A 23,327-nucleotide genomic window follows, 5' to 3' on the forward strand; every position below is an offset into this window, starting at 1 on the left:
CCATGCTCAAGCACCGCACCCTCTACCAGCCCGGGCACGAACAAACAGCCTGACCAAACCCACAGACCTTGACCGAACAGATAGAAGCACCCCCCCCCGCTTCACCTCGTGAGGCGTCGTACCTGGACCAGGCCGATCCGGCTCCCCTGCCCCGTCGAGACGTGCGTGGCGCGGACCCCGTACCGGCCGGGCTCCCACTCGGCCCGCACATGATCCGCCAGCAGTGATGTGTTCCCGGGCCGGGCAGCGTCGAAGAGCACGACCGGACCGGGGACCCTCCACTCCATCTCCGCCTGCCACACGGCGGCTTCGAGCGCCCCCGGCACTTCCGCGAGCAGTCCGGCACCGGAGTCGGAATCCGGGCCAGAGTCCGGGTCGGCCACGGGCCGTCGTACGAAGGTGCCGTACTCGGGGAGGAACGCCGTGGCGGTGCGAGAGGCGGTGAAGACCTCGGGCAGGACCAGAGCGCGGCTGTCCCCCACCGGCAGCAGCCCGGCGTCCCCGGTGACCACGCAGGCCCGGTCGTGGTCGGAGGACGTCTCGTCGCCCTCGGCGCCCGCCCAGAACGGCAGCACCGCCTCCGGTATCGCTATGAGCGGTCCTCGGCTCGACTCCACCCACCGCACCACATCTGGAACCACCAAATCCCGGTAAAGAGCCATGGTCAGAACCTACACGGCCGACTCACGGCCCAACTCACCGGCCTTAGCCGCTTCTTGACTTGGCGTCAGCAGCCGCAGGCCTCGGCGTCGACCGGCGTGGTCAGCGGGTCGGCGGCGGACTTCGCCGGGCCCTCCCAGGTCTCGTACGCGAAGCCCTCGCGTGCCCAGTACTCGAAGCCGCCGAGCATCTCCTTGACCTGGAAGCCGAGTTCGGAGAGGGCGAGGGCGGCGCGGGTCCCGCCGTTGCAGGCGGGGCCCCAGCAGTAGGTGACGACCGGCACGGCTTTGTCGAGAAGCTGCTCGGCCTGCGCGGGGATGAGGGCGGTGGGCAGGTGGATGGCGCCCGGGATGTGGCCCTGGTCCCAGGAGTCGGTGGAGCGCGAGTCGAGGACGACGAACCCGGGGTCCCCGTCGGCGGCGAGCGCGGCGGCCACGTCGGACACATCGGTGTGGAAGACGAGGCTGGCCCGGAAGTACGCGGCGGCCTCGGCCGGCGCGGCGGGGGCGACACGCAGAACGGGGTTCACGGTGCTGGTCGTGGCGGTCATCGCAGGGCCTCTCTGTGGCGGTTTGCCGATGACCAGAAATCTACGGTCGTTGATCATCTTCCTGAAGGGGTTTTCCACGGCGTCGGCCTTGCTCCGCCGGGGATTCCCCTGCTATCCATCGGACATGAGCACGTATTCCCCGGACGCCACCGACTGGCGCATCCTGGAGGTCCTCCAGCGGGAGGGCCGGGCCAGCTACGCCGAGCTGGCGCGGGCCGTGTCGATGTCGGCGAGTGCCGTGACCGAGCGGGTGCGGAGGCTGGAGGAGGCCGGTGTCATCCAGGGGTACGCGGCGGTCGTGGACCCCGAGCGCCTGGGCCTGCCGATCCTCGCGTTCGTCCGGCTGCGCTACCCCAACGGCAACTACAAGCCGTTCCACGACCTGGTGGCCGTCACCCCCGAGATCCTCGAAGCGCACCACGTGACCGGCGACGACTGCTTCGTGATCAAGGTCGCCGCCCGCTCCATGCGCCATCTGGAGGAGGTCTCGGGCAAGCTCGGCTCACTGGGCTCGGTCACGACGAGCGTCGTCTACTCGTCACCGCTGCCCCGACGCCCGCTGGGCCACTGACCGCCCGCCCCGGCCCGCACCCCCGGCTCACCGCCCCCGCAGCCGTACGGCCGACCCGGCCCTCCCCTTCACCACCTCCAACTGCGCGTGGATACGCCGCCGCAGATCGGCGACATGGCTGACGATGCCCACGCTGCGGTCGCGCTCGCGCAGGGAGTCGAGGACGTCGAGGACCTCGTCGAGGGTCTGGTCGTCGAGGCTGCCGAAGCCCTCGTCGATGAAGAGGGTGTCGAGGCTGACGCCGCCGGCCTCGTCGGTGACGACATCGGCGAGGCCGAGGGCGAGCGCGAGGGAGGCGAAGAAGGTCTCGCCGCCGGAGAGCGTGGCCGTGTCCCGCTCCCGGCCGGTCCACGCGTCGACGACATGCAGTCCGAGTCCACTGCGGCCCCGTCCGGCGCGGTCGTCGGAGTGGACCAGCGTGTACCGGCCGGAGGACATGCGCTGGAGCCGTACGGTCGCGGCGGCGGCCACCTGTTCCAGCCGGGCGGCGAGGACGTAGGCCTCCAGACGCATCCGTCGCTCGTTGTCGGCGGCGGTGCCTGCGGTCAGTCCGGCCATCCGGGCGACACGGTCGTACTCCTCGCGGAGCGGGGCCAGCCGTCGTACGGAGGCGGCGAACCGTGTGGAGAGCCGGTCGAGTTCGTCGCAGCGCCGCTCGGCCGCGTCCCACGCGGACACGGTGTGCTGCAGGCGCCGGGCGGCGGCCTCGGCGTCCCGCTCGGCGGTCGCGAGGTCGGCGGGCGGCCGCTGGGCGGCGGCGGCCGTGTCAGCCTCGGCGAGCACGGCCCGAACAGCGGCCTCCTCCTGCTGCCAGACGTCGAGGCGCCGTTGGAGTTCCCGGTGGGCGGCGTCGTCGAGGAGGGCGTCGGCGGCGGCCTCCGGTGTGTCGAACCCGGCGCGGAATGCCGCGTCGGCCAGCCGCGCGTCGGCGTCCTTCAGCCGCTGCGCGGTGTCGTCGGCGGCCCTGGCGGCGTCGGCGGCGTCGGTCAGCAGCGCGGCCCGCCGCTCCCACTGCGCGGCACGGGCGGCCACACTCTCCGCGTCGCCCCGCGCCTGCGTCAACTCCCCTTCCAGTGCCTCCCGTTCCCGCTCCAAGGCGTCGCGTCGGGTGTCGCGCGAAGCCGCCCGTACCACCGCGTCCTGCCGGGCGGCGATCCGCCGCTCCCGCTCCCGCTCGGCGCTCCGCAGCTCCTCCTGGGCCCGGTGCGCCCCGGAGCCGCCCTGCCGGGCCTCCGCGTACAGCCGCTCCAACTCGGCCATCTGCTCGGCCAGTTGTTCGGTCGGTGTGTCCCCGGCCTCGGCGCTCGCGGCGGCGAGCGCCTGCCGTACGACGCCGAGTCGCCGCTCGGCCTCGGTGCGTTCCTCGTCGGCCCGCTGATAGGCGGCGAGGGCACGATCCTCCGCCTCGCGGCCGACATGTCCGGCGATTTTCCGGGCCGGGGCGGGGTGTTCCGTGCCGCCGCAGACGGCGCACGGCTCGCCGTCGACCAGCTGTGCGGCCAGCTCCGCCGCGATGCCCTTCAGACGCTGTTCCTTGAGGTCCAGCCAGTGGTCGCGTGCCTCCACCGCGCGCTCGGCCAGCCGGAGTACGCGCGTCTGGGCCGCGTCCGTGTCCCGTCCCAGTTGGTCGCGCTGTCGGGCGGCCCCGAGCCGCTTCTCGGCGGGTTCGCGCTGCACGGCGAGCTGTTCGGCGCGGGTGGCGGCCGCCTGGGCCTCGTCGATACGGGCCTGGAGTCCGGCCCGGGTCGTCTCCCAGTCGGCGAGCCAGCCCTCGGCGTCCCGGAGGACGTCGTCGTCGGCCCGCTCCTCGTCGTCCAACTCGGCGCGCTCGGCGACCAGTTCGGCGAGCCGCCGCTCCGCGCGCCGGGCCGACTCCAGACCGCCCAGCTCCTGCGCCACCTGTCGGGCGGCGGTAGCGAGCCCGACCGCCCCCGCGTCGGTGTACTCCGACGGCAGTGCGGCACGCGCGTGTGCGTCGTCCGCGCTCGCCCTTGCGTGCTCGGTCTCGGCGGCGTCCCGCAGCTCCAGGGCCGGAGCGACGGCCTCCGCCTTGCGGGCCCGCTCCATGCGCGCCCGGTCCTCCCGATGGGCCTCGGCCCGCTCCTCCAGCCGTACGGCCCGCTCCCGCGCCTCCGCGAACCGCCGCTGCAGCCTGGCCACTTCGCGTACGTCGCCGAGGGCGTGCTCGGCGGCCGTCCGCGCCGACTCGGCGGTGGCGCGGGCGCGGTGGGCGATGGTGAGCCGCTCGCGGGCGGTGCTGCGGGCGACGGCGGCCCAGCCCAGCACCGCTTCGGCCAGCCCCGGGTCACCGGCGGTCAGCTCGGGCGGCGGCTCCATGGCGGAGGTGTCGCCCGCCGCCTGCTGCATGCGGTGGAGGTCGGCGAGCAGTTCGTCGTCGCCCTCGCGCACCTGGGCCTCGGTCGCCCGGCGGCGCTCGGCGAGGCGCTTCTCGACGGCGGCGAAGCGGTGGGTGTCGAAGAGCTTGCCCAGCAGCTTGCCGCGCGCCTCGGCGTCGGCGCGCAGAAACCGGGCGAACTCCCCCTGCGGCAACAGCACCACCTGGCAGAACTGCTCCCGGCTCATCCCCAGCAGCTGGGTGACCTCCTCGCCGATCTCCTGGTGGGAGCGGCTGAGGTCCTTCCACGCGCGCGTGGCGGCGTCGTACTCACGCAGCCGGCTCTGCGCCTTGTCGAGGGTCGTGCCCGAGCCGCGCTTCTTGGGCCGCTCCCAGGGCGGCTGTCGGGTGATCTCCAACCGGCGTCCGGCGACGGTGAGTTCGAGGCTGACCTCGGTGCGGGTCGTGGGTGCCGCGTGGTCGCTGCGCAGGGTCGTGCCCTGGCCGCTCTGCCGGGCGCCCGGGACGGAGCCGTACAGGGCGTAACAGACGGCGTCGAGGACCGAGGTCTTGCCGGCGCCGGTGGGGCCGTGCAGGAGGAAGAGCCCGGCGGCCGAGAGCGCGTCGAAGTCGACGGACTGGGCGCCGCCGAAGGGCCCGAAGGCGGTGATGTCGAGCCGATGCAGCCTCATACGTCCCCCTCTGTACCGGATCGGTTCACGCCGGACCGGCTCATGGAAGACAGGCCCATGGAGGACCGGCCCACGGAAGACAGGCCCTTGGAGGACCGGCTCACGGCAGATCGACTCGTACCGGATGTCATACCGGATGGCTGTGGCTGTGACCTCACCGGGCGACCTCGCGGACCGTCTCGTCGGCCCGTACGGCGTCGAAGGCGTCCCTGAGCACGGTCTGTTCGTGTGCGTCGGGGCCCGCGCCCCGGACATGGGCCACGAAGTCCTCGGCGATCTGCTGGTCGTCGCGGCCGGCCAGGCGCCGGGCGTAGGAGACGTCCGGGTCGCCGGGGGCGCGCTCCGGGGCGAAGACGAGGCTGAGGGTGTGCGGGAAGCGTTCACAGAGGCGGGCCATGGGTTCGACGGGCCGCACCGGGTCGGTGAGGGTGGCCTCCACCCACGCGTCCTCGTGCCGCGTCAACTCCGGGTCGGCGAGCAGTTCCTCCAGCCGCCCCCGGACACGGGCGAGCCGACGCGGCACCGGGCAGTCGATCCGCTCCGCCTCGACCGAGCCGTCGGCACCGAGGTCGACCAGCCACATGCTCTTGCGGTGGTCGGCCTCCGAGAAGGAGTACGGCAACGGGGAGCCCGAGTAGCGCACGCGCTCGGTGATGGTCTGGCTGCCGTGGAGATGGCCCAGGGCGACGTAGTCGACGCCGTCGAAGACCCCGGCGGGCACGGCCGAGACACCGCCGACCGAGATGTCCCGCTCGCTGTCGCTGGGGGCGCCACCGGTGACGAAGGCATGGGCCAGGACGACGGAACGGGTGCCGGCCGGGCGGGTGGCCAGGTCGGCGCGGACCCGGTCCATGGCGGCGGCGAGCACCGCCTCGTGGCCCGCCTTCTCCACCCCGAACTCGTCCTTCACCAGGGCGGGTTCAAGATACGGCAGCCCGTAGAACGCGACGTCTCCATGGGCGTCCCGGAGGACCACCGGGGTACCGGCCGCCGAGGGCGCGGTCCGCAGATGGATGCCCGCCCGTCCGATGAGGCCCGCGCCCACGCCGAGGCGCCGCGCCGAGTCGTGGTTCCCGGAGATCATCACCGTGGGCACGCCCCGGTCGGCCAGGCGGTGCAGGGCGTCGTCGAAGAGCTCGACGGCGGCCAGCGGCGGCACCGCGCGGTCGTACACGTCTCCCGACACCACCACCGCGTCCACGCCGCGCTCCCCCACGGTCGCGACGAGATGACCGATGAACTCGGCCTGGGCACCGAGCATGTTCACCCGGTGGAACGCCCGGCCCAGATGCCAGTCGGAAGTGTGCAGCAGCCTCATGATCCCCGAGACTAACGGGAGGGTCGGACATCACGGGCGGCTACGGCGGTATCGCCCCGGCCCGCCCGCGCCCGGGGGCACGCCACGCGCGTGTGGACGGCGATGGTGCGCACGCGCGCGTGGCGTGCTCGGTCATGCGTCGCCGTATGCCTCTCCGCCGAGTTCGAATCGGGCGGTGCCCGCGGTGGCGTCGGCGAGCCAGGCGCGGAAGGCGTCCACGTCGGCGTCGGGGAGGCCGATCTCGATGGTGACGGCCTCGCCGTAGTGGACGTCGCGGACCTCGCGGCCGGTGGACCGCAGGTCGTTCTCGACCTTGCCGGCGCGCTGGTGGTCGACGGTCACGGTGGCGAGGCGGAAGCGGCGGCGGGTGATGCCGCCGAGCGCGTCCAGGGCCTCGCCCACGGCACCGCCGTACGCCCTGATGAGCCCGCCCGCTCCGAGTTTGACGCCCCCGTAGTACCGGGTGACGACGGCGACGACGTACCGCATGTCCCGCCGCATCAGCATCTGCAGCATGGGGACACCGGCGGTGCCGCCGGGCTCCCCGTCGTCGCTCGCCTTCTGCACGGAGGCGTCGGCGCCGATGACGTACGCGTAGCAGTTGTGCGTGGCGTCGGCGTGCTCCTTGCGGACGGCGGCGATGAAGTCCTGGGCCTCCTGCTCGGTGGCGGCCGGGGCGAGCGCGCAGAGGAAACGGGAGCGATTGACCTCGGTCTCGTGCACACCCGCGCGGGCGACGGTGCGGTACTCGTCCTGCATCAGGCCACCCTATTGCGTGGTCGGCGGCGCCCCGACGGAGCGGTGGTCTTGCCGGGGCCCCGGGTCAGTCCTCCTTCTTCCCCCTCGGCACGACCATGTCCGTCAGCAGGGCGGTTCCGGGGGTGAGTGAGGTCCAGGAGTCGCCGTGCCAGGAGAGGAAGGCGATCGCCGACGTGGGGAACTTCGTCCGTACGTCGTCCAGGGCGTCGCCGAGCGCCTCCCCGGCCAGGTCGAGGACCAGTTCCTCCAGGCCGGGGTTGTGCCCCACGAGCAACAGGGTCCGCACCTCGTCGGGGACCTCGTGCAGCACGTCGAGCAGTTCGTCCACGTCCGCCCCGTACATCCGCGATTCGTACCGTACGGGCGGTGGTGTGCCCAGGTGCGCGGACACCGACTCCCAGGTCTGCCGGGCGCGTACGGCCGTGGAGCACAGGGCGAGGTCGGGCAGACAGTCCGTCTCCGCGAGGACCCGACCGGCGACGGGGGCGTCCCGGCGACCGCGCGACGCCAGGGGCCGGTCGTGGTCGGGCACGCCCTCCGGCCAGGCCGACTTGGCGTGCCGCAGCACGAGGAGGCGCCGCAGGGGCCCGGCACCGAAGCGCCCGCTCACGCCATGGCCCCCGGACGCGTCGTTCCCTCCGGTCCCGTCATGGCCTCCGGCCGCGTCGTGGCCCGCGCCCCCGCCCCCGCCGAACCGCCCGTTCATCCCGCTGCTCCGATCTCTCTGGTGAGTTCCAGCCCCAGGAGCCGGTCCGCATAGGCGTACGTCTCGAATCGCGCGCCGTCCGGGACGTCGTCCGACTCCGCGACCGCCCGGAGCACGCCGAGCACCGCGGGCACGTCGAGATCGTCCTCCCAGGCGGCCCGCAGCGCCTGCCGTACCCGTTCGGGAATCGGCTTCGACGGCCGCTCGGCCCAGTCGGCGACCTCCCCGCGCCGGCGTCGCAGGGTGTCGCCCGCCTCGTCCAGGAGGGTGGCGTCGAGCAGGACCGGAGCCAGGCGGGGCCGGGCGAGAAGGGCGAGCCGCAGCCGGGTGCCGGACGCGCCGACCGCCTCCGTCCCGGTCACCGGGGCGACCTCGACGCCGATCCCGGCGGCATCGGAACCGCCGTCGGTTTCGGCCACGGCTGTGGGGTCCCCGGAGCCGAAGACATGCAGCACCCGCTCCCGCACCCGCGCCGTCGTCCCGGCAGGCTCGGTGGCCCGGATGCCGAGGTCGTCGGCGCGTTCCCGCAGCCCGGCGGGCGGGTCGGCGACCAGAAGGGCGGGGACACCGCCCAGTTCCAGGGCGCGGGCGAGGACATCGGCGACCAGCAGGACCCGCAGCGCCGACATGTCGTTCGCCGGCACATGGGCGTGGACCCGGGTGAGCGCCCTGCGGACCTCGACGGGCTCGCCGGTCCGGGCGTCGGTGATACGCAGCACGGGGTGAGCGTAGGCGCGAGCCCGCCGAAGCGCAGTCCGGACGACGACATTCCGAGCGGCCGCCCCCCTTCCGCCCCCTTCCGCTCCCCCCTTCCCCCGCGCGGGGAATCAAGAACGACCGTTCACTGTTGCTGCTGCCGCAGGCAGCGTCACTCCACCCGGCACCCGGCACCCGGCACCCACGACCCCAGGAGAAGGCCATGTACGGCGACCCCGCCACGATCCGCAAGATCCTCACGGAACTCGGCGACACCTGGGCCGTCGTCGGGCTGTCCAACAACCAGCGCCGGGCGGCGTACGGCGTGGCGGACGTCCTCCGGCGCCACGGCAAGCGCGTCGTCCCCGTGCACCCCAAGGCGGAGACCGTGCACGGCGAGCAGGGTTACGCCTCCCTCGCCGACATCCCGTTCCCCGTGGACGTGGTCGACGTCTTCGTCAACAGCGACCTCGCCGGCCCCGTGGCCGACGAAGCGGTCCGCGTCGGCGCGAAGGCCGTCTGGTTCCAGCTGGACGTCATCGACACGGAGGCGTACGAGCGGACCCGTGCGGCCGGGCTGGACATGGTCATGGACCGCTGCCCGGCCATCGAGATCCCCCGCCTGGGCTGACGGCCGCCCCCGTCACCCATCGGCCACCGCGCTTCCCCCGGCCTCTTCCGTTTCGGTCACACCCGACCGGCGCACCTGCCACGATCGGCGGACGTGAAAACCGGGAACACTGGTAGGCACGATCGCTACTACGGGGGGCCGCGGTGTCCACACTCAAGGTGTTCGTGAGCTGGTCCGGCAAACCCTCGCAGCAGTGCGCGCTGCTGCTGCGCGAGATACTGCCCGCGTTCAACACCCTCATCGAGCCCTTCGTGTCGTCCGAGGACATCGCCAAGGGGGACCGGGGCTTCGACGTGATCGCCGGGCGGCTCGCGGGGTCGCGGTTCGGCATCGTCTGCGTCACTCCGGAGAATCGCCGCACCCCGTGGATCAGCTTCGAGGCCGGTGCGCTCTCCAAGGAGTTGGGAAGCCCGAGACTCGCCCCGTTGCTGCTGTTCGGCACGACGGTGGCGGATCTGGTGGGTACACCGCTGACCCAGTTCCAGGCCACGACCGCGGACGCGCCGCAGGAGGTGCTGCATCTGATCAAGACCGTCAACGGCCTGTGCGAGGTACCGCAGAAGGACAAGGTCATCGAAGACATCTTCAAGATCTACTGGCCCAGACTGAACGAGGGTCTGGCGCGGATCGCCCCTGAGGCGGAGGTCGGCGAAGGCGCCGACGGGTCCGCGGAGAAGCCGTCCGCCGAGGACGTCCAGAATCAGATGCTGTCCCTTCTGCTCCGGCAGGCCGACCAGATCACCGACCTGGAGCGGCTGGTGAGAACGATCGCCGGTATGAGCACGTTCGAGCAGGTGGTGGCCGAGGTCGGCGCGGAGCGGGCGAACGACCTGCGCAGGTCCGGGGTTCTGTTCGACGGGATGTTCCCCGATCTCGGGCACCGGGATTCCGCCGGCGGACGGGACGGCAGGGCCCAGCCGCGATGACCGGTCTCCTCCGGCGGCTGCGCATGCTGGTCGGCACACGGCACGGTCTGGCCCTGCTCGGGCGCAACTGGGCGGTGCAGTTCGGTCTGTTGGCGGGTGCCGCCCAGCTCTTCTTCACCTTGTGGCCCGACGCCGATCTGCCCCGCTGGCCCACCTTCCTCGGTATCGCGGGCCTGGCCGCGCTGATCGCGACGTTGATCTCGCTCCCCCGCAACCGGATCAGCCGTGATTTCACCCATCCCGAGGTCACGGTCACGGTCGAGGTCGGCGACCTGTTCGACCACGACTGCCATCTGGTCATCGGTTTCACCGACACCTTCGACACGGACACCGCCGACGAGTCCCTCGTCCAGCGCCGCAGCGTCCAGGGGCAGTTCCTGCACCGGGTGTACGACGGTGATGTCGCCGCCCTCGACGCCCGCCTCGCCGAGGCCCTCGCGGAGGTGACACCGGTGCGCACGGAGAGCCGTACGGCGAAGCGCGTCGGGAAACTGGAGCGGTACCCCGTGGGCACGGTGGCCGTGGTCAAAAGCTCCGGCCGCGCCTACTTCTGCACGGCGTACGGGCGCCTGAACAACGACCTCATGGTCAGCTGTGGCACGGAACAGCTGTGGCAGAGCCTCGCCGAGCTCTGGGACGCCGTACGCCGCCACGGCCACCGCGACGAGGTCGCCATGCCCATCGTCGGCTCCGACCTCGCCCGTATCAACAACATGGACCACGCGAGCCTGCTGAAGCTGATCCTGCTGTCGTTCGTGGCCCATTCACGAGCCCGGGGCGTGTGCGGATCGCTGACCATCGTGGTTCGCCCGGCGGACTACTACCGTATTGACATGCTCGAACTCGGCGTCTTTCTGCGGTCGTTGTGAGGGGAGGAAAGGGAGCGAATGCAGAACTCGCGGTCGGAAAACTTGCGGTCGGAAAACTTGCGGTCGGATGATTCGAGACCGTACTTCTTCCTCAGCTATGCCCACACCCCGAGGGGCGACTTGGGCGGCGCCGACCCCAACATATGGGTACGGAAGCTGTACGACAGTCTGTGCGAGTACATCATGGAGCTGACCGACCTCCCCCGAGGGGCCAAGGTCGGGTTCATGGACCAGGGCACGCAGATGGGCACCGAGTGGGCCGACGAGCTGTCGGTGAACCTGGCGCGCTGCAAGGTGTTCGTGCCGCTGTACTCGCCGCGGTACTTCGTCAGTGAGCAGTGCGGCCGCGAATGGTGGGCCTTCGCCCAGCGCCAGGTCAACCAGCGGGCGCGCGGCGGCGTCTCCTGGGAGAACGCGATCATCCCGGCGCTGTGGGTTCCCGTGGAGCCGGCTCAAATGCCCCAGGTGGCACGAGACTTGCAGTTCGACCATGCCGCCTTCGGGCAGGACTACGCGGACGAGGGCTTCTACGGGCTGACCAAGCTGCGCTACCTCCGGGACGAGTACGAGCGGGCCGTGTACAGGCTGGCCAAACAGATCGTGCGGGTGGCCAAGGAGACCGATCTGGACGAGGGCCGGATCTCCCTGGACTACGAGTCGCAGCCCGCCGCGTTCGGCTCCACGGAGCATCCGCCGGAGTTCGACATATCGGTGCTCGCCTGCACCCGTTCGGAACTGCCGCCCGGCCGCCGGCCGGACTACTACGGGGACCGTCCACTCGACTGGAACCCGTACCACCCGGAGACATCCCTGCCGCTCGGCGACTATGTGGCCGACCTCATGCGCACCATGGACTACAAGGTGAACCTCCAGGCGCTCGACGACAACGCCCGCATACTCCGCCCGAAGACGGAGGCACCGGGAATTCTCTTCGTCGACCCTTGGGTGCTGCGCGTTCCGAGGTATCGCGAACTGCTGTCGAAGATGGACCGGGTGGCGCCCTCCTCGGTGACCGTGGTGGTGCCGTGGAACCGGGATGACGTGGTGAGCCACACCGGCGGAAGGCCGGGACCGGCCGAGTTGGAAACCGTCATGCCACGCCTCCTCAGGCTCGGTCGATCCGCCTCCCGTACCTCGGTCAGCGGAGTCGGAACTCTGGAGGCGCTGCGGGAGACCCTGCTTCTGGTAGTGCGCCACGTCATCGGCGAGTTCTGGAGGAATGCCGTCACATACCCTCCTGAACGCTCCGCTGTCCGTCCGCGGCTACGCGGCCCGGACCTGGGGTAGGCCACCGATGACCAGTCACCGCGACGGGCGAATCATCACCTTCTACTCCTACAAGGGCGGCGTGGGCCGCACCATGGCCCTGGCCAACGTCGCCTGGATACTCGCCGCCAACGGACGCCGAGTGCTCGCTGCGGACTGGGACCTGGAGACACCGGGTGGACTGCCGAGCTACTACAGACCCTTCCTCCCTCAGGACGCCCTGGGCTCCACGGGCCTGCTCGACCACTTCACCGACTTCACCGACGCACTGCGCCGCCGGGGACGCCCCGATGAGGAGTTCTATCTGCGGCACGCCCGCGTCGAGCACGCCATGTCCGTGGAGTGGACCTTCCCGGGGTCGGGGCGGCTCAACTTCCTGTCCGCCGGGCGACAGGACCGTGATTACCACGCCATGCTCGCGTCGTTCCGCTGGGAGGAACTCGACGCACGGTTCCTGGGCGCCCTCAGGGAACGCTGGGTGAGCGAGTACGACTACGTGCTGATCGACAGCCGCTCGGGCATGGGCAGCGCGGTCGACATCTGCATACGCGAGCTGCCCGACATCCTGGTCAGTTGCTTCACCCTCAACGACCAGAGCATCGACGGCGCGGTGCTCACCGCCCGCCATGTCGCCCGCAACGCCCCGAGCCGGGGTGTGCGCATCCTGCCGCTGCCGATGCGGGTCAACGAACAACAGACGGACGCCTTTACCGCCGGGCGGGAACTCGCCAGGTCGCTGTTCGCCGATGTGCCGCACGGGCTGTCCCCGGACGAGCTGCGCCGGTACTGGGCGGAGAACCGCGTTCCGCACCGCACGGGTTACGAGCACGAGGAAGTGCTGGCCACTTTCAAGGACGCGCCGGGTGATCCGGACAGCCTGTTGGCCGCGTACGAGCGGCTGACCTCGACGATCACCGGAGGCCAGGTGACACGGTTGCCCGCGCTCGACGAGAGTCTGCGGCAGTACCACCTCGGGTCGTTCGTGCGCCCTCTGTCGTCTGAGGCGACGCCGCTGATCCTGTCCTCGGTGCCGCGCGACCGCATGTGGACCGACTGGGTGCGCTGGGTGCTGACCAGCGCCGGTTTCCAGGTCGTTCCGCCGTCCTACGGCACGGACCGGCAGAGCGGGGTGGCGGCTCGTACGGTCATGCTGGTGTCGTCGGCGTACCTGAAGTCGTCCCGGTCACGGACGGACTGGCCCTCCGGCGACACCGGGCAGGCGCCGGTGCTGCTGCGGATCGACGACCGGGTCGAACTTCCGGAGCCGTACTCCCGGCACACTCCGTTGGACCTGACCGCCCTGGATTCCGAGTCGGCGCGGGTGGCGGTCCTGGAGGCGGTAGGAGGCCGCAGCCGGGAACAGCGGACCGGCCCGCCCGGCTTCCCGAACGGACGCCCAGCCGTCTGGCATGCCCCTCCCCGCAACCCCCGCTTCGTCGGCCGGGACCGCCAACTCGACGATGTGCACGACGCGTTGGCGGTCCACCGGCGGGTGACGGTGGGTGCGGCGGAGCCGGGCATGGGCCGTCGGCAGCTGGCAGTCGAGTACGTCCACCGGTTCCGCGCGGACTACGACCTCGTGTGGTGGGTCCCCGCCATCACACGAAGCCTCGCCTCCAAGGCGCTGGCCCGCCTCGCCCACCATCTGGACCTCCACACGGCGGATGGCAACGACTCGGCGGCCCGGCGCGCGCTCTCCGCGCTGGAGGCGGGTACGCCGTACAGCCGATGGCTTCTGGTGTACGACAACGCCACGGCCCCGGACGCGCTCACGACGCTTCTGCCCTCGGGCCCGGGCCGCATACTGTTCACCGTGCGTGACGCCCAGTGGGAGACGGTGGGCCACCCACTGGTACTCAAGGAACTGCTCCCCAGAGAAGGCGCGGAACTGCTGCTCGACCGGGTCCCGTCGCTGGGGCCGGTCGCGGCGGACGATCTGGCGACGGCCCTCGGTGACGTACCCCCGCACGCGCTGGACCAGGCCGGCGCCTGGCTCGCCGAGAACGGGGCGGCGGACGCGGTCGAAAAGTATCTGACGCAGCTGGGGCGGGGCGGCGCGAACGGCGATCCCGGGAGCACCGACCGACATCCGTCGGAGGGGCCGGCGCGGCTCGCGGAGGCGGCTCTGCGGAAGAGATCCCCGGCCGCGCACCGGCTGCTCCAGCTGTGCTGCTGCTACGCTCCCCGGTCGCTGTCGCTGACCGCGATACGCACCGACGCCGCCCTCGCCGCGCTGCGCCCCTACGATGCCGCCCTCGACGAGATGTCCGGGCTGGACGCCCTGGTGACGGAGCTGACCCGGCTGTGTCTGGCCGAGGCCGACCCCTCGGGCAATGCCCTGCGCGTCCACCGTCTCGTACAGCGGGTCGTACTGGACGAACTCCCGAAGGACAAGAGGGACATGGCCCTCAGCGACGTGCACGACATCCTCATCGCGGCGCCCTCGGAGTAGGTCTGCCCGCCGCCGGAGGCGTTCAGCCGTGTGCGACCACCGCCACGGGTGCGGCCGCGTGGTGGAGCACGGCATGGGTGACCGGGCCGATGTGGGGGCCCAGCGGGGAGTGGCGGACACGGCGGCCCACGACCACCAGGGACGCGTCGTGGGAGGCGTCGATCAGATGGTCCGCGGGTTTGCCGGGGCGGGCCTCCTCGACGGTCTCGACCTCCGGGAATCGTTCGCGCCAGGGGTCCAGCGCCTTCGTCAGGGCGAGGGCGGTGCGTTCGCGCAGGTCGGTGTCCAGATCGATGTACAGATCGGGGTCCAGGTCGCCGCCCTCCCTCGGTCCGGAGACGAAGTAGGGCGGTGGATTCCAGTCGTGGATCACGTGCAGGGCCGTCCGCCGGCGGGCGGCGGCCTCGAAGGCGAAGCCGATCAGTGTGTCGTCGGGATGCGCGGTGTCCAGGCCGAGGACGACCGGGCGGTAGGGGGTCAGGGTGGACGGGGTGCCGGACGGGTCCCGCGCGTGCTCGTCGGTGGCCGACTCCCTCGCCCTGACGAGCACGACCGGAGTCTCGGTGTGCGCGACGACGTGCAGACCGACGGAGCCGAGGAGGAATCCGGCGATACCGCTCAGGCCCCGGGAGCCCAGGACGAGGAGATCGGTCTCCTCGCCCGCCTTCACCAGTTCGTCGGCCGGTCGGCCCGTGCGCTGTTCCACGTTCACGTCGACGCCGGGGTGGCGCGGCCGGACACCGTCGGCGGTCTCGCGCAGGAGCTTGCCCGCCGCGCCGGCTCCCTCGGTTCGGTCCTCTCCCTCCGCGACCGGCGTCGGGGGGCCGCCCATGGGCTCCGGGATCACTTCCCACACGTTGATCAGACGCAGGGGCAGGGAGCGGAGCCGTGCCTCGCGGGCGGCCCACTCGGTGGCGGCCAGGCTCTCGGGGGAACCGTCTATGCCCACGGTGACGGTGCGGGACATGGGGCGCACCTCCTGAGGTCGAGGTCTGCTTCCAGCATCGCGCACGGCGGTGAACGCGCCGAGGCGAGAGGGCGTCGTCCGGCGGAAGGCCGGCCCCCGCTCAGAGGGGCAGCAGCCGCGTCACCAGCTCACCCAGCCGCCGGGCGTTGCGGCAGGCGTGCATGTCGACGATCTCCGCGTACACGGGGGCCGCCGAGTCGCCGGTGCCCCACTGGGCGGGGGACTCCGGGTTGAGCCAGTGGACGCGGCGGGCGCGGGCGGCGATGCGGCGCAGGGCGTCCGCGCCCGGGGCGAAGCCGTTGGTACGGGCGTCGCCGAGGACGATCACCGAGGTACGCGGGCCCACCGCGTCGAGGTACCGCTCGGCGAACTCGCCCAGCGCCGCCCCGTAGTCGCTGCTGCCGTGCCACCCGCTGATCGCGGCCTCCTCCGCGATCCGGCGGCCGAGCCCGGCGGGGTCGGCCTCACCCGTGGTGACGAGGTGGGTGACCTCGTCGACCCGGTTGACGAACGCGTACACCCGCACCTTGCTGAACTGGTCCCGCATCGCCTGCACCAGCAGCATCGCGAAGTTCGCGAACCCGGCGACGGACCCGGACACATCGCAGAGCAGCACGATCTCCGGACGGGCGGGCCGGTGCCTCCGGTACGCGGGGCGCAGTGGCAGGCCCCCGGTGGACAGTGAGCGGCGCAGCGTGCGCCGGATGTCGATCCGCCCGCGCGCGGCCCGGCGCCGTCGCGCGGCGAGCCGGGTCGCTAGCTTGCGCGCCAACGGCTGGACGGTGCGCCGGAGTTCGACGAGCTGCTCCCGGCTCGCGATCAGGAAGTCGACCTGGTCGGCGCTGGGCGCGATACCCCGCCGGGCGATCAGCTCCGCGCCCCGGCGTTCGGCCACCCGCCGCCGCGCCTCCGTACGGACCCGGTCGCGGAAGTCCTCGATACGGCGCCGGATCTCGTCGGCGTCCAGCCGCTCCGTGAACCCGCCCGTCCCCATGGCCGAGCCCGACCCCGCTCCCGCTCCGGCGTGCGACCCCACCCCCGCGTACGAGCCCGCGCCCGCGCCGAAGCCGGAACCGAAGCCTGCCCCCGCACCGAAGGCGCCGGAGCCGACGCCCCGCCCTCCCGGGCCGCCCGTCGCCTCTCCCGCCAGGATGCGCGCCAGCAGGGTCTGGGGGCGGAGACGGTCCAGGGTCTGGTGGGCGGACCAGCCGTCCGAGCCGGGCGTACCGTAGTGGCCGAGCAGGTCCACGGCCTGGGCGGCGAGTTGGTTGAGGGCGGCGGTGTCATCGGCGGCCAGCGCCTCGGCGAGACGGTCCCGCAACTCGTCCCGGTCCGCCACCGGCGCGGTGCGGGTCCCGGTCAACTCGCCCACGCCGAGGGGGAAGTACAGCTCGAAGGCCGCGTCGAACACGGCTCGCTGCCGGTCCGCGCGCAGCAGCGCCGCCGCCAGGCCCTCCCTCAGCCGCTCCCGCCCGGAGAGCCCCAACACCTCCAGGACGGCCGCCGCGTCCACGGTCTCACCGGGCCCTATCCGTATGCCATGGCCCCGCAACGCCCGTACGAAGGCGGTGAGCCGCTCGGCCAGCACGGCGGTCTCCGGTACGGCGACCACGGCACCCTCCTGGACCGGCCCCCCGACCGGCCCCGTGCCCTCGGTGCTCACACCAACGTCAGCTTCTGTGCGGCCTTGGCGATGTCGTCCTGGTGTTTGAGGATCACGCCCAGACTGTCGCGTACGACCGACTCGTCGAGGGTGTCGGCGCCGAGGGCCAGCAGGGTGCGGGCCCAGTCGATGGTCTCGGCCACGGAGGGGGACTTGCGCAGGTCCATCTCGCGCAGCGCGCCGACGACCCGGACCAGCGACTCGGCGAGGACGGCGTCCAGGCCGGGCACCCTCAGCCGTACGATCCGCTGCTCCAACTCGGCGTCGGGGAAGTCGAGATGGAGGAAGAGACAGCGGCGGCGCAGGGCCTCGGACAGCTCGCGGGTGGCGTTGGAGGTCAGCACGGTGAAGGGGCGTCGGGTGGCGGTGATCGTGCCCAGCTCGGGGACGGTGACCTGGAAGTCGCTCAGCACCTCCAGCAGCAGGCCCTCGACCTCGACATCCGCCTTGTCGGTCTCGTCGATGAGGAGGACGGTCGGCTCCTGGCCCCGGATGGCGGTCAGCAGGGGGCGGGTGAGCAGGAACTCGTCGCTGAAGATGTCGGTGCGGGTGTCGTCCCACGCCTCGTCGCGTCCGGCGCTGATGCGCAGCAGCTGCTTGGCATGGTTCCACTCGTACAGGGCGCGGGACTCGTCGATGCCCTCGTAGCACTGGAGCCGGACCAGTCGGGCGGCGCCGACGCGGGCGACGGCCTTGGCCAGCTCGGTCTTGCCGACGCCCGCCGGGCCCTCCACCAGCAGCGGTTTGCCCAGCCGGTCGGCGAGGAACACGGTCGTGGCGACCGCCGTCGAGGCCAGATATCCGACGGCGGCGAGCTGTGCGGAGACATCGTCGACGGAGGCGAAGAACCCGGTCCCCGCGAACTCCGAGCCCATGGCTTTCGAGCCCGTGGCGTGCGAGCCCGTGGCGTGCGAGTCCGCGACGCGCGAGTCCGCGATGTGGGAGTCCGTAGCCTTCGAGCCCGTGGCCCTCGAAGCCATGCCGTCCGGTCGGCCGTCGTCGTCGGCCATGTGCCCACTCCCCCTCGCGCCGAGTGCGATGCCGCGACACGGGCACCCGGATTCAAGTTACCAAGCGGTCGCTTGGGGCGGAAAGCCTTCTCGGCGCTCGTGCCCGCTCACGCCGCCGCCACGAATCTCCCCACCAGGTCGCCCCATCCCGCCTCCAGCCGCTCCAGGGCCATGCCCCGGCGGCCGACCAGGTGGTCCACCAGATGTATGTCCAGATAGGCCAGCAGGGTCCGGGCGAGCAGTTCGATGTCGCCGCGCGCCTCGGCGCTGCGGAGCAGCATGCACAGATGGCCGAGACGGAGCTGCTCGGCGGGGCTGGTGTGGCGGCGGGCGATGTCCCCACGGGCGGCGAGATACAGATCGCGATGGGCCTGCTCGTGCCGCAGCACGGCGGCACCGAAGGCACGGAGCCGCTCGGCGGGCGGCGCGTCCGGGCCCAGCGGCGGCGGGCCGGTGAGGAACGCGGCCTGGAACTCCCGCTCGTGATGGTCGAGGAGCGCCACCATGAGCCCGAACTTGTCGCCGAACCTCCGGAACACCGTCCCCTTACCCACCTCCGCGGCGTTGGCCACGGCCTCCATCGTGAGGTTGGCCGCACCGCACTCGCCGGCCAGCCGGGCGGCGACCTCCAGCAGCCGGGTGCGGTTGCGCGCCGCGTCGGCCCGGAGTCGTGGCTGATCAGGGGCGGTCGGGGCGAGATCGATCAGTCCATCGAGGGGGTCCGGGTCCTGGGGCGCGGGAAAGGGCGGCAGCGACTCGTTCATGAAAAGAGCGTAACGCTCACCACAGACAAGTGGACCGCGGTCCGGATAGGTGATACAAATTTGAACGGACCCCGGTCCGCTTACCCGGTGCCGGAACCGTCGTACCTACGCGGTCTCCCGGCAACGGTCCAGCACCTGCTTAGCTTCCACCCTTGCTAGGAGTTCAGCCCATGTCCGTTCGCATCCTCGCGCTCGTCGGCAGCCTTCGCGCCGGTTCGCACAACCGCCAGCTCGCCGAGGCCGCCGTCAAGCACGCCCCCGAGGGCGTCGAGATCGAGCTGTACGAGGGCCTGGCCGAGGTCCCGTTCTACAACGAGGACATCGACAACGAGGCCGCCCTTCCGGCCACCGCCGCCCGGCTTCGTGAGGCCGCCGGCTCCGCCGACGGCTTCCTGCTCTTCTCCCCCGAGTACAACGGCACCATCCCGGCCGTCCTGAAGAACGCCATCGACTGGCTGTCCCGCCCGTACGGCGCCGGCGCGTTCACCGGCAAGCCGGTCGCCGTGGTCGGCACCGCGTTCGGCCAGTTCGGCGGTGTGTGGGCGCAGGACGAGACCCGTAAGGCCGTCGGTATCGCCGGTGGCACCGTCCTGGAGGAGGCCAAGCTCTCCATCCCGGGCTCCGTGACCCGTTTCGCCGAGACCCACCCGGCCGACGACAGCGAGGTCGTCACCGGTCTGACCCAGGTCCTGGAGCAGCTGACCGCCTCCGCGGGCACCGCCGCCGCCTGAGCCACACCCAGGCCGTACGTACGTCGCCGGGTCCCGGGCCACAGTGCCGGGGCCCGGCGGTGTCGTTCCCGGCGGCTTCGCCGCGCTCGACCGGGGGCATCCCCGCCCCCCTCGGCGGCGGCCGGTCGCGTACCCGCTGTCAGGCGACGCCCAGCCCCTCCAGCACCACCGCGTTCGGCAGCTCCGCGAACGCCTTCCCCGGCACCAGCAGCTTGCCCCTGCGCCGTCCACTGCCGACCAGGACGTACGGCAGGTCGATCACGGCGGAGTCCACGAGGACCGGCCACGCCTCGGGCAACCCGACGGGTGTGATGCCGCCGTACTCCATGCCGGTCTCCCCGGTGGCGGTGTCCATCGGGGCGAACGAGGCCTTGCGGGCGCCCAGTTGACGGCGCACGACACCGTTGACGTCGACGCGGGTGGTGGACAGCACGACGCACGCGGCCAGGCTCGACTCGCCGCCCCGCTTGCCCGCGACGACCACACAGTTCGCGGACTGTTCGAGCAGCTCCCGCCCGTAGTGCTGGACGAACACCGCGGTGTCGGCCCACTGCGGGTCCGTCTCGACGTAAAGGATCTGATCGGCGGGCACGCCGCCCCGCCAGTTCCGTACGGCGTCGGCGACCGGGCCGACGAGTTCGTCGAGGCAGTCGGGGGCGGGCGTGGCGTGGTCGAAGTCTCCGATGGGTGCGTGCATGGCCGCACGCTAACAGGGCGTACGGACGGGTGAGTCGGAGCGGTCAGGCCATGGGCGGCACGGACACCGTGAGCATCAGCTCCGCCGGGACCTCGCCCCGATTGGCGTACTCGTGGGCGGCGTTGGCCTCGAAGGTGACAGTCGCGCCGGCCGGGACGCGGTACTCCGTGCCCTCCACGGTCAGCGTCAACTCGCCCTCGGTGACATGGAGGATCTCGACCGTGCCGACGGGGTGCGGCTCCGAGTGGCTGCCCTCGCCCGGCATCAGCCGCCACTTCCACATCTCCAGCGGACCGGGCGCCTCCGCACCGGCGAGCAGACGGCTGTAACTGCCCGCCTCGGTGTGCCACAGCCGTACCACCTGCTCGGCGGGCACGATCCGGACCTTCGGCCCCTGTTCGTAGTCCAGCAGGGTGCTGATGCTGATCCCGAGCGCGTCACCGATCTTGACGACCGTACCGAGGCTGGGGTTGGTGCGGGCCTGCTCGACCTGGATGAGCATGCCGCGGCTGACTCCGGCACGAGCGGCGAGCACATCCAGGGTGAAGCCGCGCACCGCCCGCCAGTGCTTGACGTTCCGCGCCAGGGACTGGGTCAGCAGATCGAGGTCCGACACATTCCGTCCAATATCCGGGACAACAGAGTTCAGCGGCGAACCGAGGCGTGGTGCACCCCGGGTTCACCGAACTGTACTGCGGGGTGATCAACGCGGCAGCGCTCTCAGCCGGACTCCCCCGGCCTCGGCCTCTCCGCCTCCATCTCGGCCAGCGCCGACAACTGCTCCGGCGTCACGCCGTCGGGGATCGGCACCGGCTGCGGCGTCCGGATCGGCGGCTGCCATCCCCCGGCCGGGTCCCATCGCCGTACGACCTTGGCGGGCGCCCCGGCCACCACCGAGTGGTCCGGTACGACACCCCTCACGACGGCGCCGGCCGCCACCACCACGTTCCGCCCGATCCGCGCCCCCGGCAGGATCACGGCCCCCGTCCCGATCCAGCAGCCGGGACCGATCGACACCGGGTCCATCCGGGGCCACTGCTTGCCGATGGGCTCATGGGGGTCGTCGTACGAGTGGTTGGTGGACGTGACGTACACATACGGCCCGAAGTAGCAGTCGCTGCCGATGGTGACCGTGGTGTCGGCGATGACATGGCTGCCCCGGCCGAGGACGACACCGTCGCCGATGCGCAGAATCGGCTCGGAGCCGAGGTCGAGGTCGGGCATCAGCCCGGCGGTCAGCGTGACCTGCTCGCCGATGATGCAGTGGGCGCCCAGATGAATCCACGGTTCACCGAAGACCGTGCCGAGCGGGAAGGCCAATCTGGTACCCGTTCCCATCGCGCCGAAGCGGAAGCGGCCGGGCCGCTCGGCTGTCACGGAGCCCGTGCGCTGTGCCCAAGCCCAGCCCGCGTGGACGACTCGCTGCCCCGCGCGACGCCGCCAGGACGAGAACGTGTTCTTGGTCTTCGGCACCCGCTCACCGTACTCACCGGCCGATGGCCGCACCCCGTCGTACGGCTGTGATCTTCACCCCACGCGAGGGTCTGCCCATGGCTTACGGTGCGGAGGGAAAGCGATCCACTACGGCCGTCAGATCCACGACGGCCATCACCAGGAGGCGGCGATGAATCGGCGAGCGCATGGGCAGCGGGCCCTGATCACCTCGTTCGGCGAGAAGGAGCCGGAGGTGGACGACGCCGCGTTCCTCGCCGAGACGTCCGTGGTGATCGGCGACGTGACACTGCGTCCCGGGTCGAGTGTCTGGTACGGGGCGGTGCTGCGGGCCGAGTTCGCGCCGATCGTCCTGGGGGCGGACAGCAATGTGCAGGACAACTGCACGCTCCATGTCGACCCGGGCTTCCCCATCTCCATCGGGCAGCGGGTGTCGATCGGGCACAACGCGGTGGTGCACGGGGCGACCGTGGAGGACGACTGTCTGATCGGGATGGGGGCGACCGTGCTGAACGGTGCGGTCATCGGGGCGGGGTCCCTGGTGGCCGCGCAGGCGTTGGTGCCGCAGGGGATGCGGGTGCCGCCGGGTTCGTTGGTGGCGGGGGTGCCGGCGAAGGTTAAGCGTGCGCTTACCGAGGAGGAGCGGGAGGTGGTGAGCCTCAATGCCGCGCATTACGCGGCGCTGGCTGAGAAGTACGGGGGTGCGTAGGGGGTGGATCGGTTGTTGGCCGACTGCCGGTTCGTTGTGGCTGGTCGCGCAGTTCCCCGCGCCCCTAAAAGCATGGGGCGCGGGCTCGCCCGAGAAGTTGCTCAGCGCCCGCCCCAGAAAGTCCCGGCGGCCCGCCCCAGAAGTTGCTCGGCGGCCGGGCCCGGACAGTTACTCGGCGGCCGGGACCAAGTCGCCCTCCGCCTTCTCCGCCTCCGCTGCTGCCGCCGCCTTCTTCGCCTTGCGCTTCACCAGGAGTAGTGAGGTCGCGCCGATGAGTACCGCCAGGACCAGGCCCAGCCAGGAGAAGCGCTTCAGCCAGGCCTCGGCGACCACGCCCACGTAGTAGATGACGGCCGTGGTGCCGCCCGCCCAGAGGATGCCGCCCAGGACGTTCGCGGTGAGGAAGCGCCAGTACGGCATCTGCAGGACTCCCGCGAGGGGGCCGGCGAAGATGCGCAGGAGGGCGATGAAGCGGCCGAAGAAGACGGCCCACATGCCCCAGCGGTCGAAGGAGCGCTCGGCGACCGCGATATTGCTCTCGCCGAAGTGCTTGGGGAACCTTCGGCCGAGCTTGGCCAGCAGTGGGCGTCCGCCCTTGCGGCCGATGGCGTAGCCGATGGAGTCGCCGATGATCGCGCCGGCGGTGGCGCAGGCGCCGAGGATGAACGGGTTGATGTCACCGTGCTGGGAAGCCAGCAGCGCGGAGGAGACCAGGATGATCTCGCCGGGCAGCGGGATGCCCAGGCTCTCCAGGCCGATGACCAAGCCCACCAGCAGATAGATGCTGAGTGGGGGCACTGTTTCGAGCCACTCCTGGACGTGCAAAGCCGATTCCTCCCATGCAGCCGATCCCGGCCCCCGGCGCGCGCTCCGGCGTGGGCGCACGCCGGGGAAGCCTACCCG

At 71.7% G+C, this 23,327-nt stretch carries 23 protein-coding genes; 8 read left to right on the forward strand and 15 right to left on the reverse strand.

The window, feature by feature from the left end:
• Window positions 1-101: 101 nt before the first annotated feature.
• A complete protein-coding gene (locus tag ACWD4G_RS43730; RefSeq protein ID WP_451303979.1) occupies window positions 102-662 on the reverse strand; it encodes an Imm21 family immunity protein in 561 nt (186 codons plus the stop codon).
• A gap of 65 nt (window positions 663-727) precedes the next feature.
• On the reverse strand, window positions 728-1,210 hold the full coding sequence (locus tag ACWD4G_RS43735) for a rhodanese-like domain-containing protein (protein WP_451303981.1): 483 nt from the start codon (window positions 1,208-1,210) through the stop codon (window positions 728-730).
• A gap of 124 nt (window positions 1,211-1,334) precedes the next feature.
• Between ACWD4G_RS43735 and ACWD4G_RS43740 the strand changes: the two genes are divergently transcribed.
• The gene (locus tag ACWD4G_RS43740) at window positions 1,335-1,781 is read left to right on the forward strand and encodes an Lrp/AsnC family transcriptional regulator (protein ID WP_451303983.1); all 447 of its coding nucleotides are present in this window, start codon (window positions 1,335-1,337) and stop codon (window positions 1,779-1,781) included.
• A 27-nt stretch (window positions 1,782-1,808) separates the two neighbouring features.
• Here ACWD4G_RS43740 and ACWD4G_RS43745 read toward each other — a convergent pair whose 3' ends face one another.
• The 5 genes from ACWD4G_RS43745 to ACWD4G_RS43765 all read right to left on the reverse strand — a co-directional run bounded on the left by ACWD4G_RS43745 (window position 1,809) and on the right by ACWD4G_RS43765 (window position 8,310).
• Window positions 1,809-4,808 carry an AAA family ATPase gene (locus ACWD4G_RS43745; RefSeq protein ID WP_451303984.1) on the reverse strand — a complete coding sequence of 1,000 codons (3,000 nt, stop codon included), beginning with the start codon at window positions 4,806-4,808 and terminating at the stop codon, window positions 1,809-1,811.
• A gap of 154 nt (window positions 4,809-4,962) precedes the next feature.
• Complete coding sequence (locus ACWD4G_RS43750; RefSeq protein ID WP_451303986.1) at window positions 4,963-6,126, reverse strand: exonuclease SbcCD subunit D; 1,164 nt, start codon at window positions 6,124-6,126, stop codon at window positions 4,963-4,965.
• A gap of 132 nt (window positions 6,127-6,258) precedes the next feature.
• Window positions 6,259-6,885: a YigZ family protein gene (locus tag ACWD4G_RS43755; protein WP_451303988.1), complete on the reverse strand. Its 627-nt coding sequence runs from the start codon at window positions 6,883-6,885 to the stop codon at window positions 6,259-6,261.
• A gap of 64 nt (window positions 6,886-6,949) precedes the next feature.
• Window positions 6,950-7,495 carry a SixA phosphatase family protein gene (locus ACWD4G_RS43760; RefSeq protein WP_451303990.1) on the reverse strand — a complete coding sequence of 182 codons (546 nt, stop codon included), beginning with the start codon at window positions 7,493-7,495 and terminating at the stop codon, window positions 6,950-6,952.
• Between the two features lie 92 nt (window positions 7,496-7,587).
• Window positions 7,588-8,310: a hypothetical protein gene (locus tag ACWD4G_RS43765; protein ID WP_451303992.1), complete on the reverse strand. Its 723-nt coding sequence runs from the start codon at window positions 8,308-8,310 to the stop codon at window positions 7,588-7,590.
• A 200-nt stretch (window positions 8,311-8,510) separates the two neighbouring features.
• On the opposite strand from ACWD4G_RS43765, the gene ACWD4G_RS43770 reads away from it, so the two are divergent.
• The 5 genes from ACWD4G_RS43770 to fxsT all read left to right on the forward strand — a co-directional run bounded on the left by ACWD4G_RS43770 (window position 8,511) and on the right by fxsT (window position 14,431).
• A complete protein-coding gene (locus tag ACWD4G_RS43770) occupies window positions 8,511-8,918 on the forward strand; it encodes a CoA-binding protein (RefSeq protein ID WP_451303994.1) in 408 nt (135 codons plus the stop codon).
• Between the two features lie 143 nt (window positions 8,919-9,061).
• Window positions 9,062-9,844: a hypothetical protein gene (locus ACWD4G_RS43775; protein ID WP_451303996.1), complete on the forward strand. Its 783-nt coding sequence runs from the start codon at window positions 9,062-9,064 to the stop codon at window positions 9,842-9,844.
• Window positions 9,841-10,713, forward strand: coding sequence for a macro domain-containing protein (locus ACWD4G_RS43780; RefSeq protein ID WP_451303998.1), 873 nt, complete (start codon window positions 9,841-9,843; stop codon window positions 10,711-10,713). The genes ACWD4G_RS43775 and ACWD4G_RS43780 overlap by 4 nt, the downstream gene beginning before the upstream one ends.
• An 18-nt stretch (window positions 10,714-10,731) precedes the next feature.
• Window positions 10,732-12,000, forward strand: coding sequence for a TIR-like protein FxsC (locus tag ACWD4G_RS43785; protein ID WP_451304000.1), 1,269 nt, complete (start codon window positions 10,732-10,734; stop codon window positions 11,998-12,000).
• A gap of 7 nt (window positions 12,001-12,007) precedes the next feature.
• Complete coding sequence (gene fxsT, locus ACWD4G_RS43790; RefSeq protein WP_451304002.1) at window positions 12,008-14,431, forward strand: FxSxx-COOH system tetratricopeptide repeat protein; 2,424 nt, start codon at window positions 12,008-12,010, stop codon at window positions 14,429-14,431.
• Window positions 14,432-14,453: 22 nt separating this feature from the next.
• Here fxsT and ACWD4G_RS43795 read toward each other — a convergent pair whose 3' ends face one another.
• From ACWD4G_RS43795 to ACWD4G_RS43810, 4 genes are all read right to left on the reverse strand, one after another.
• Entirely contained in the window at window positions 14,454-15,398 is a 945-nt protein-coding gene (locus tag ACWD4G_RS43795) for a universal stress protein (RefSeq protein WP_451304004.1), read from the reverse strand.
• Between the two features lie 100 nt (window positions 15,399-15,498).
• Window positions 15,499-17,010, reverse strand: coding sequence for a VWA domain-containing protein (locus ACWD4G_RS43800; RefSeq protein WP_451304046.1), 1,512 nt, complete (start codon window positions 17,008-17,010; stop codon window positions 15,499-15,501).
• A 47-nt stretch (window positions 17,011-17,057) separates the two neighbouring features.
• Window positions 17,058-17,936 carry an AAA family ATPase gene (locus ACWD4G_RS43805; RefSeq protein WP_451304048.1) on the reverse strand — a complete coding sequence of 293 codons (879 nt, stop codon included), beginning with the start codon at window positions 17,934-17,936 and terminating at the stop codon, window positions 17,058-17,060.
• A gap of 242 nt (window positions 17,937-18,178) precedes the next feature.
• Complete coding sequence (locus ACWD4G_RS43810; RefSeq protein ID WP_451304006.1) at window positions 18,179-18,835, reverse strand: TetR/AcrR family transcriptional regulator; 657 nt, start codon at window positions 18,833-18,835, stop codon at window positions 18,179-18,181.
• Between the two features lie 170 nt (window positions 18,836-19,005).
• On the opposite strand from ACWD4G_RS43810, the gene ACWD4G_RS43815 reads away from it, so the two are divergent.
• Entirely contained in the window at window positions 19,006-19,566 is a 561-nt protein-coding gene (locus ACWD4G_RS43815) for an NAD(P)H-dependent oxidoreductase (RefSeq protein WP_451304008.1), read from the forward strand.
• A 139-nt stretch (window positions 19,567-19,705) separates the two neighbouring features.
• Here the strand turns inward: ACWD4G_RS43815 and ACWD4G_RS43820 are convergent, their stop codons facing one another.
• The 3 genes from ACWD4G_RS43820 to ACWD4G_RS43830 form a co-directional block, all read right to left on the reverse strand.
• Complete coding sequence (locus tag ACWD4G_RS43820) at window positions 19,706-20,263, reverse strand: YbaK/EbsC family protein (protein ID WP_451304010.1); 558 nt, start codon at window positions 20,261-20,263, stop codon at window positions 19,706-19,708.
• Between the two features lie 43 nt (window positions 20,264-20,306).
• Entirely contained in the window at window positions 20,307-20,879 is a 573-nt protein-coding gene (locus ACWD4G_RS43825; RefSeq protein ID WP_451304012.1) for a helix-turn-helix domain-containing protein, read from the reverse strand.
• 104 nt (window positions 20,880-20,983) lie between these two features.
• A complete protein-coding gene (locus tag ACWD4G_RS43830) occupies window positions 20,984-21,736 on the reverse strand; it encodes an acyltransferase (protein ID WP_451304014.1) in 753 nt (250 codons plus the stop codon).
• A gap of 151 nt (window positions 21,737-21,887) precedes the next feature.
• Here ACWD4G_RS43830 and ACWD4G_RS43835 point away from each other — a divergent pair, with 151 nt between their 5' ends.
• On the forward strand, window positions 21,888-22,424 hold the full coding sequence (locus ACWD4G_RS43835) for a gamma carbonic anhydrase family protein (protein WP_451304016.1): 537 nt from the start codon (window positions 21,888-21,890) through the stop codon (window positions 22,422-22,424).
• Window positions 22,425-22,592: 168 nt separating this feature from the next.
• On the opposite strand, the gene ACWD4G_RS43840 is transcribed toward ACWD4G_RS43835, so the two are convergent.
• Window positions 22,593-23,249, reverse strand: coding sequence for a DedA family protein (locus ACWD4G_RS43840; RefSeq protein WP_451304018.1), 657 nt, complete (start codon window positions 23,247-23,249; stop codon window positions 22,593-22,595).
• Between the last annotated feature and the right edge of the window lie 78 nt (window positions 23,250-23,327).

It is taken from the genome of Streptomyces sp. NPDC002643 (genome assembly GCF_053592555.1).

Excerpts from the sequence above, each read along its gene's own strand:
- ACWD4G_RS43730 (WP_451303979.1), bottom strand. The coding sequence starts at position 662 with ATGGCTCTTTACCGGGATTTGGTGGTTCCAGATGTGGTGCGGTGGGTG.
- ACWD4G_RS43735 (WP_451303981.1), bottom strand. The coding sequence starts at position 1,210 with ATGACCGCCACGACCAGCACCGTGAACCCCGTTCTGCGTGTCGCCCCC.
- ACWD4G_RS43740 (WP_451303983.1), top strand. The coding sequence starts at position 1,335 with ATGAGCACGTATTCCCCGGACGCCACCGACTGGCGCATCCTGGAGGTC.
- ACWD4G_RS43745 (WP_451303984.1), bottom strand. The coding sequence starts at position 4,808 with ATGAGGCTGCATCGGCTCGACATCACCGCCTTCGGGCCCTTCGGCGGC.
- ACWD4G_RS43750 (WP_451303986.1), bottom strand. The coding sequence starts at position 6,126 with ATGAGGCTGCTGCACACTTCCGACTGGCATCTGGGCCGGGCGTTCCAC.
- ACWD4G_RS43755 (WP_451303988.1), bottom strand. The coding sequence starts at position 6,885 with ATGCAGGACGAGTACCGCACCGTCGCCCGCGCGGGTGTGCACGAGACC.
- ACWD4G_RS43770 (WP_451303994.1), top strand. The coding sequence starts at position 8,511 with ATGTACGGCGACCCCGCCACGATCCGCAAGATCCTCACGGAACTCGGC.
- ACWD4G_RS43780 (WP_451303998.1), top strand. The coding sequence starts at position 9,841 with ATGACCGGTCTCCTCCGGCGGCTGCGCATGCTGGTCGGCACACGGCAC.
- ACWD4G_RS43785 (WP_451304000.1), top strand. The coding sequence starts at position 10,732 with ATGCAGAACTCGCGGTCGGAAAACTTGCGGTCGGAAAACTTGCGGTCG.
- fxsT (WP_451304002.1), top strand. The coding sequence starts at position 12,008 with ATGACCAGTCACCGCGACGGGCGAATCATCACCTTCTACTCCTACAAG.
- ACWD4G_RS43795 (WP_451304004.1), bottom strand. The coding sequence starts at position 15,398 with ATGTCCCGCACCGTCACCGTGGGCATAGACGGTTCCCCCGAGAGCCTG.
- ACWD4G_RS43805 (WP_451304048.1), bottom strand. The coding sequence starts at position 17,936 with ATGGGCTCGGAGTTCGCGGGGACCGGGTTCTTCGCCTCCGTCGACGAT.
- ACWD4G_RS43810 (WP_451304006.1), bottom strand. The coding sequence starts at position 18,835 with ATGAACGAGTCGCTGCCGCCCTTTCCCGCGCCCCAGGACCCGGACCCC.
- ACWD4G_RS43815 (WP_451304008.1), top strand. The coding sequence starts at position 19,006 with ATGTCCGTTCGCATCCTCGCGCTCGTCGGCAGCCTTCGCGCCGGTTCG.
- ACWD4G_RS43820 (WP_451304010.1), bottom strand. The coding sequence starts at position 20,263 with ATGCACGCACCCATCGGAGACTTCGACCACGCCACGCCCGCCCCCGAC.
- ACWD4G_RS43835 (WP_451304016.1), top strand. The coding sequence starts at position 21,888 with ATGAATCGGCGAGCGCATGGGCAGCGGGCCCTGATCACCTCGTTCGGC.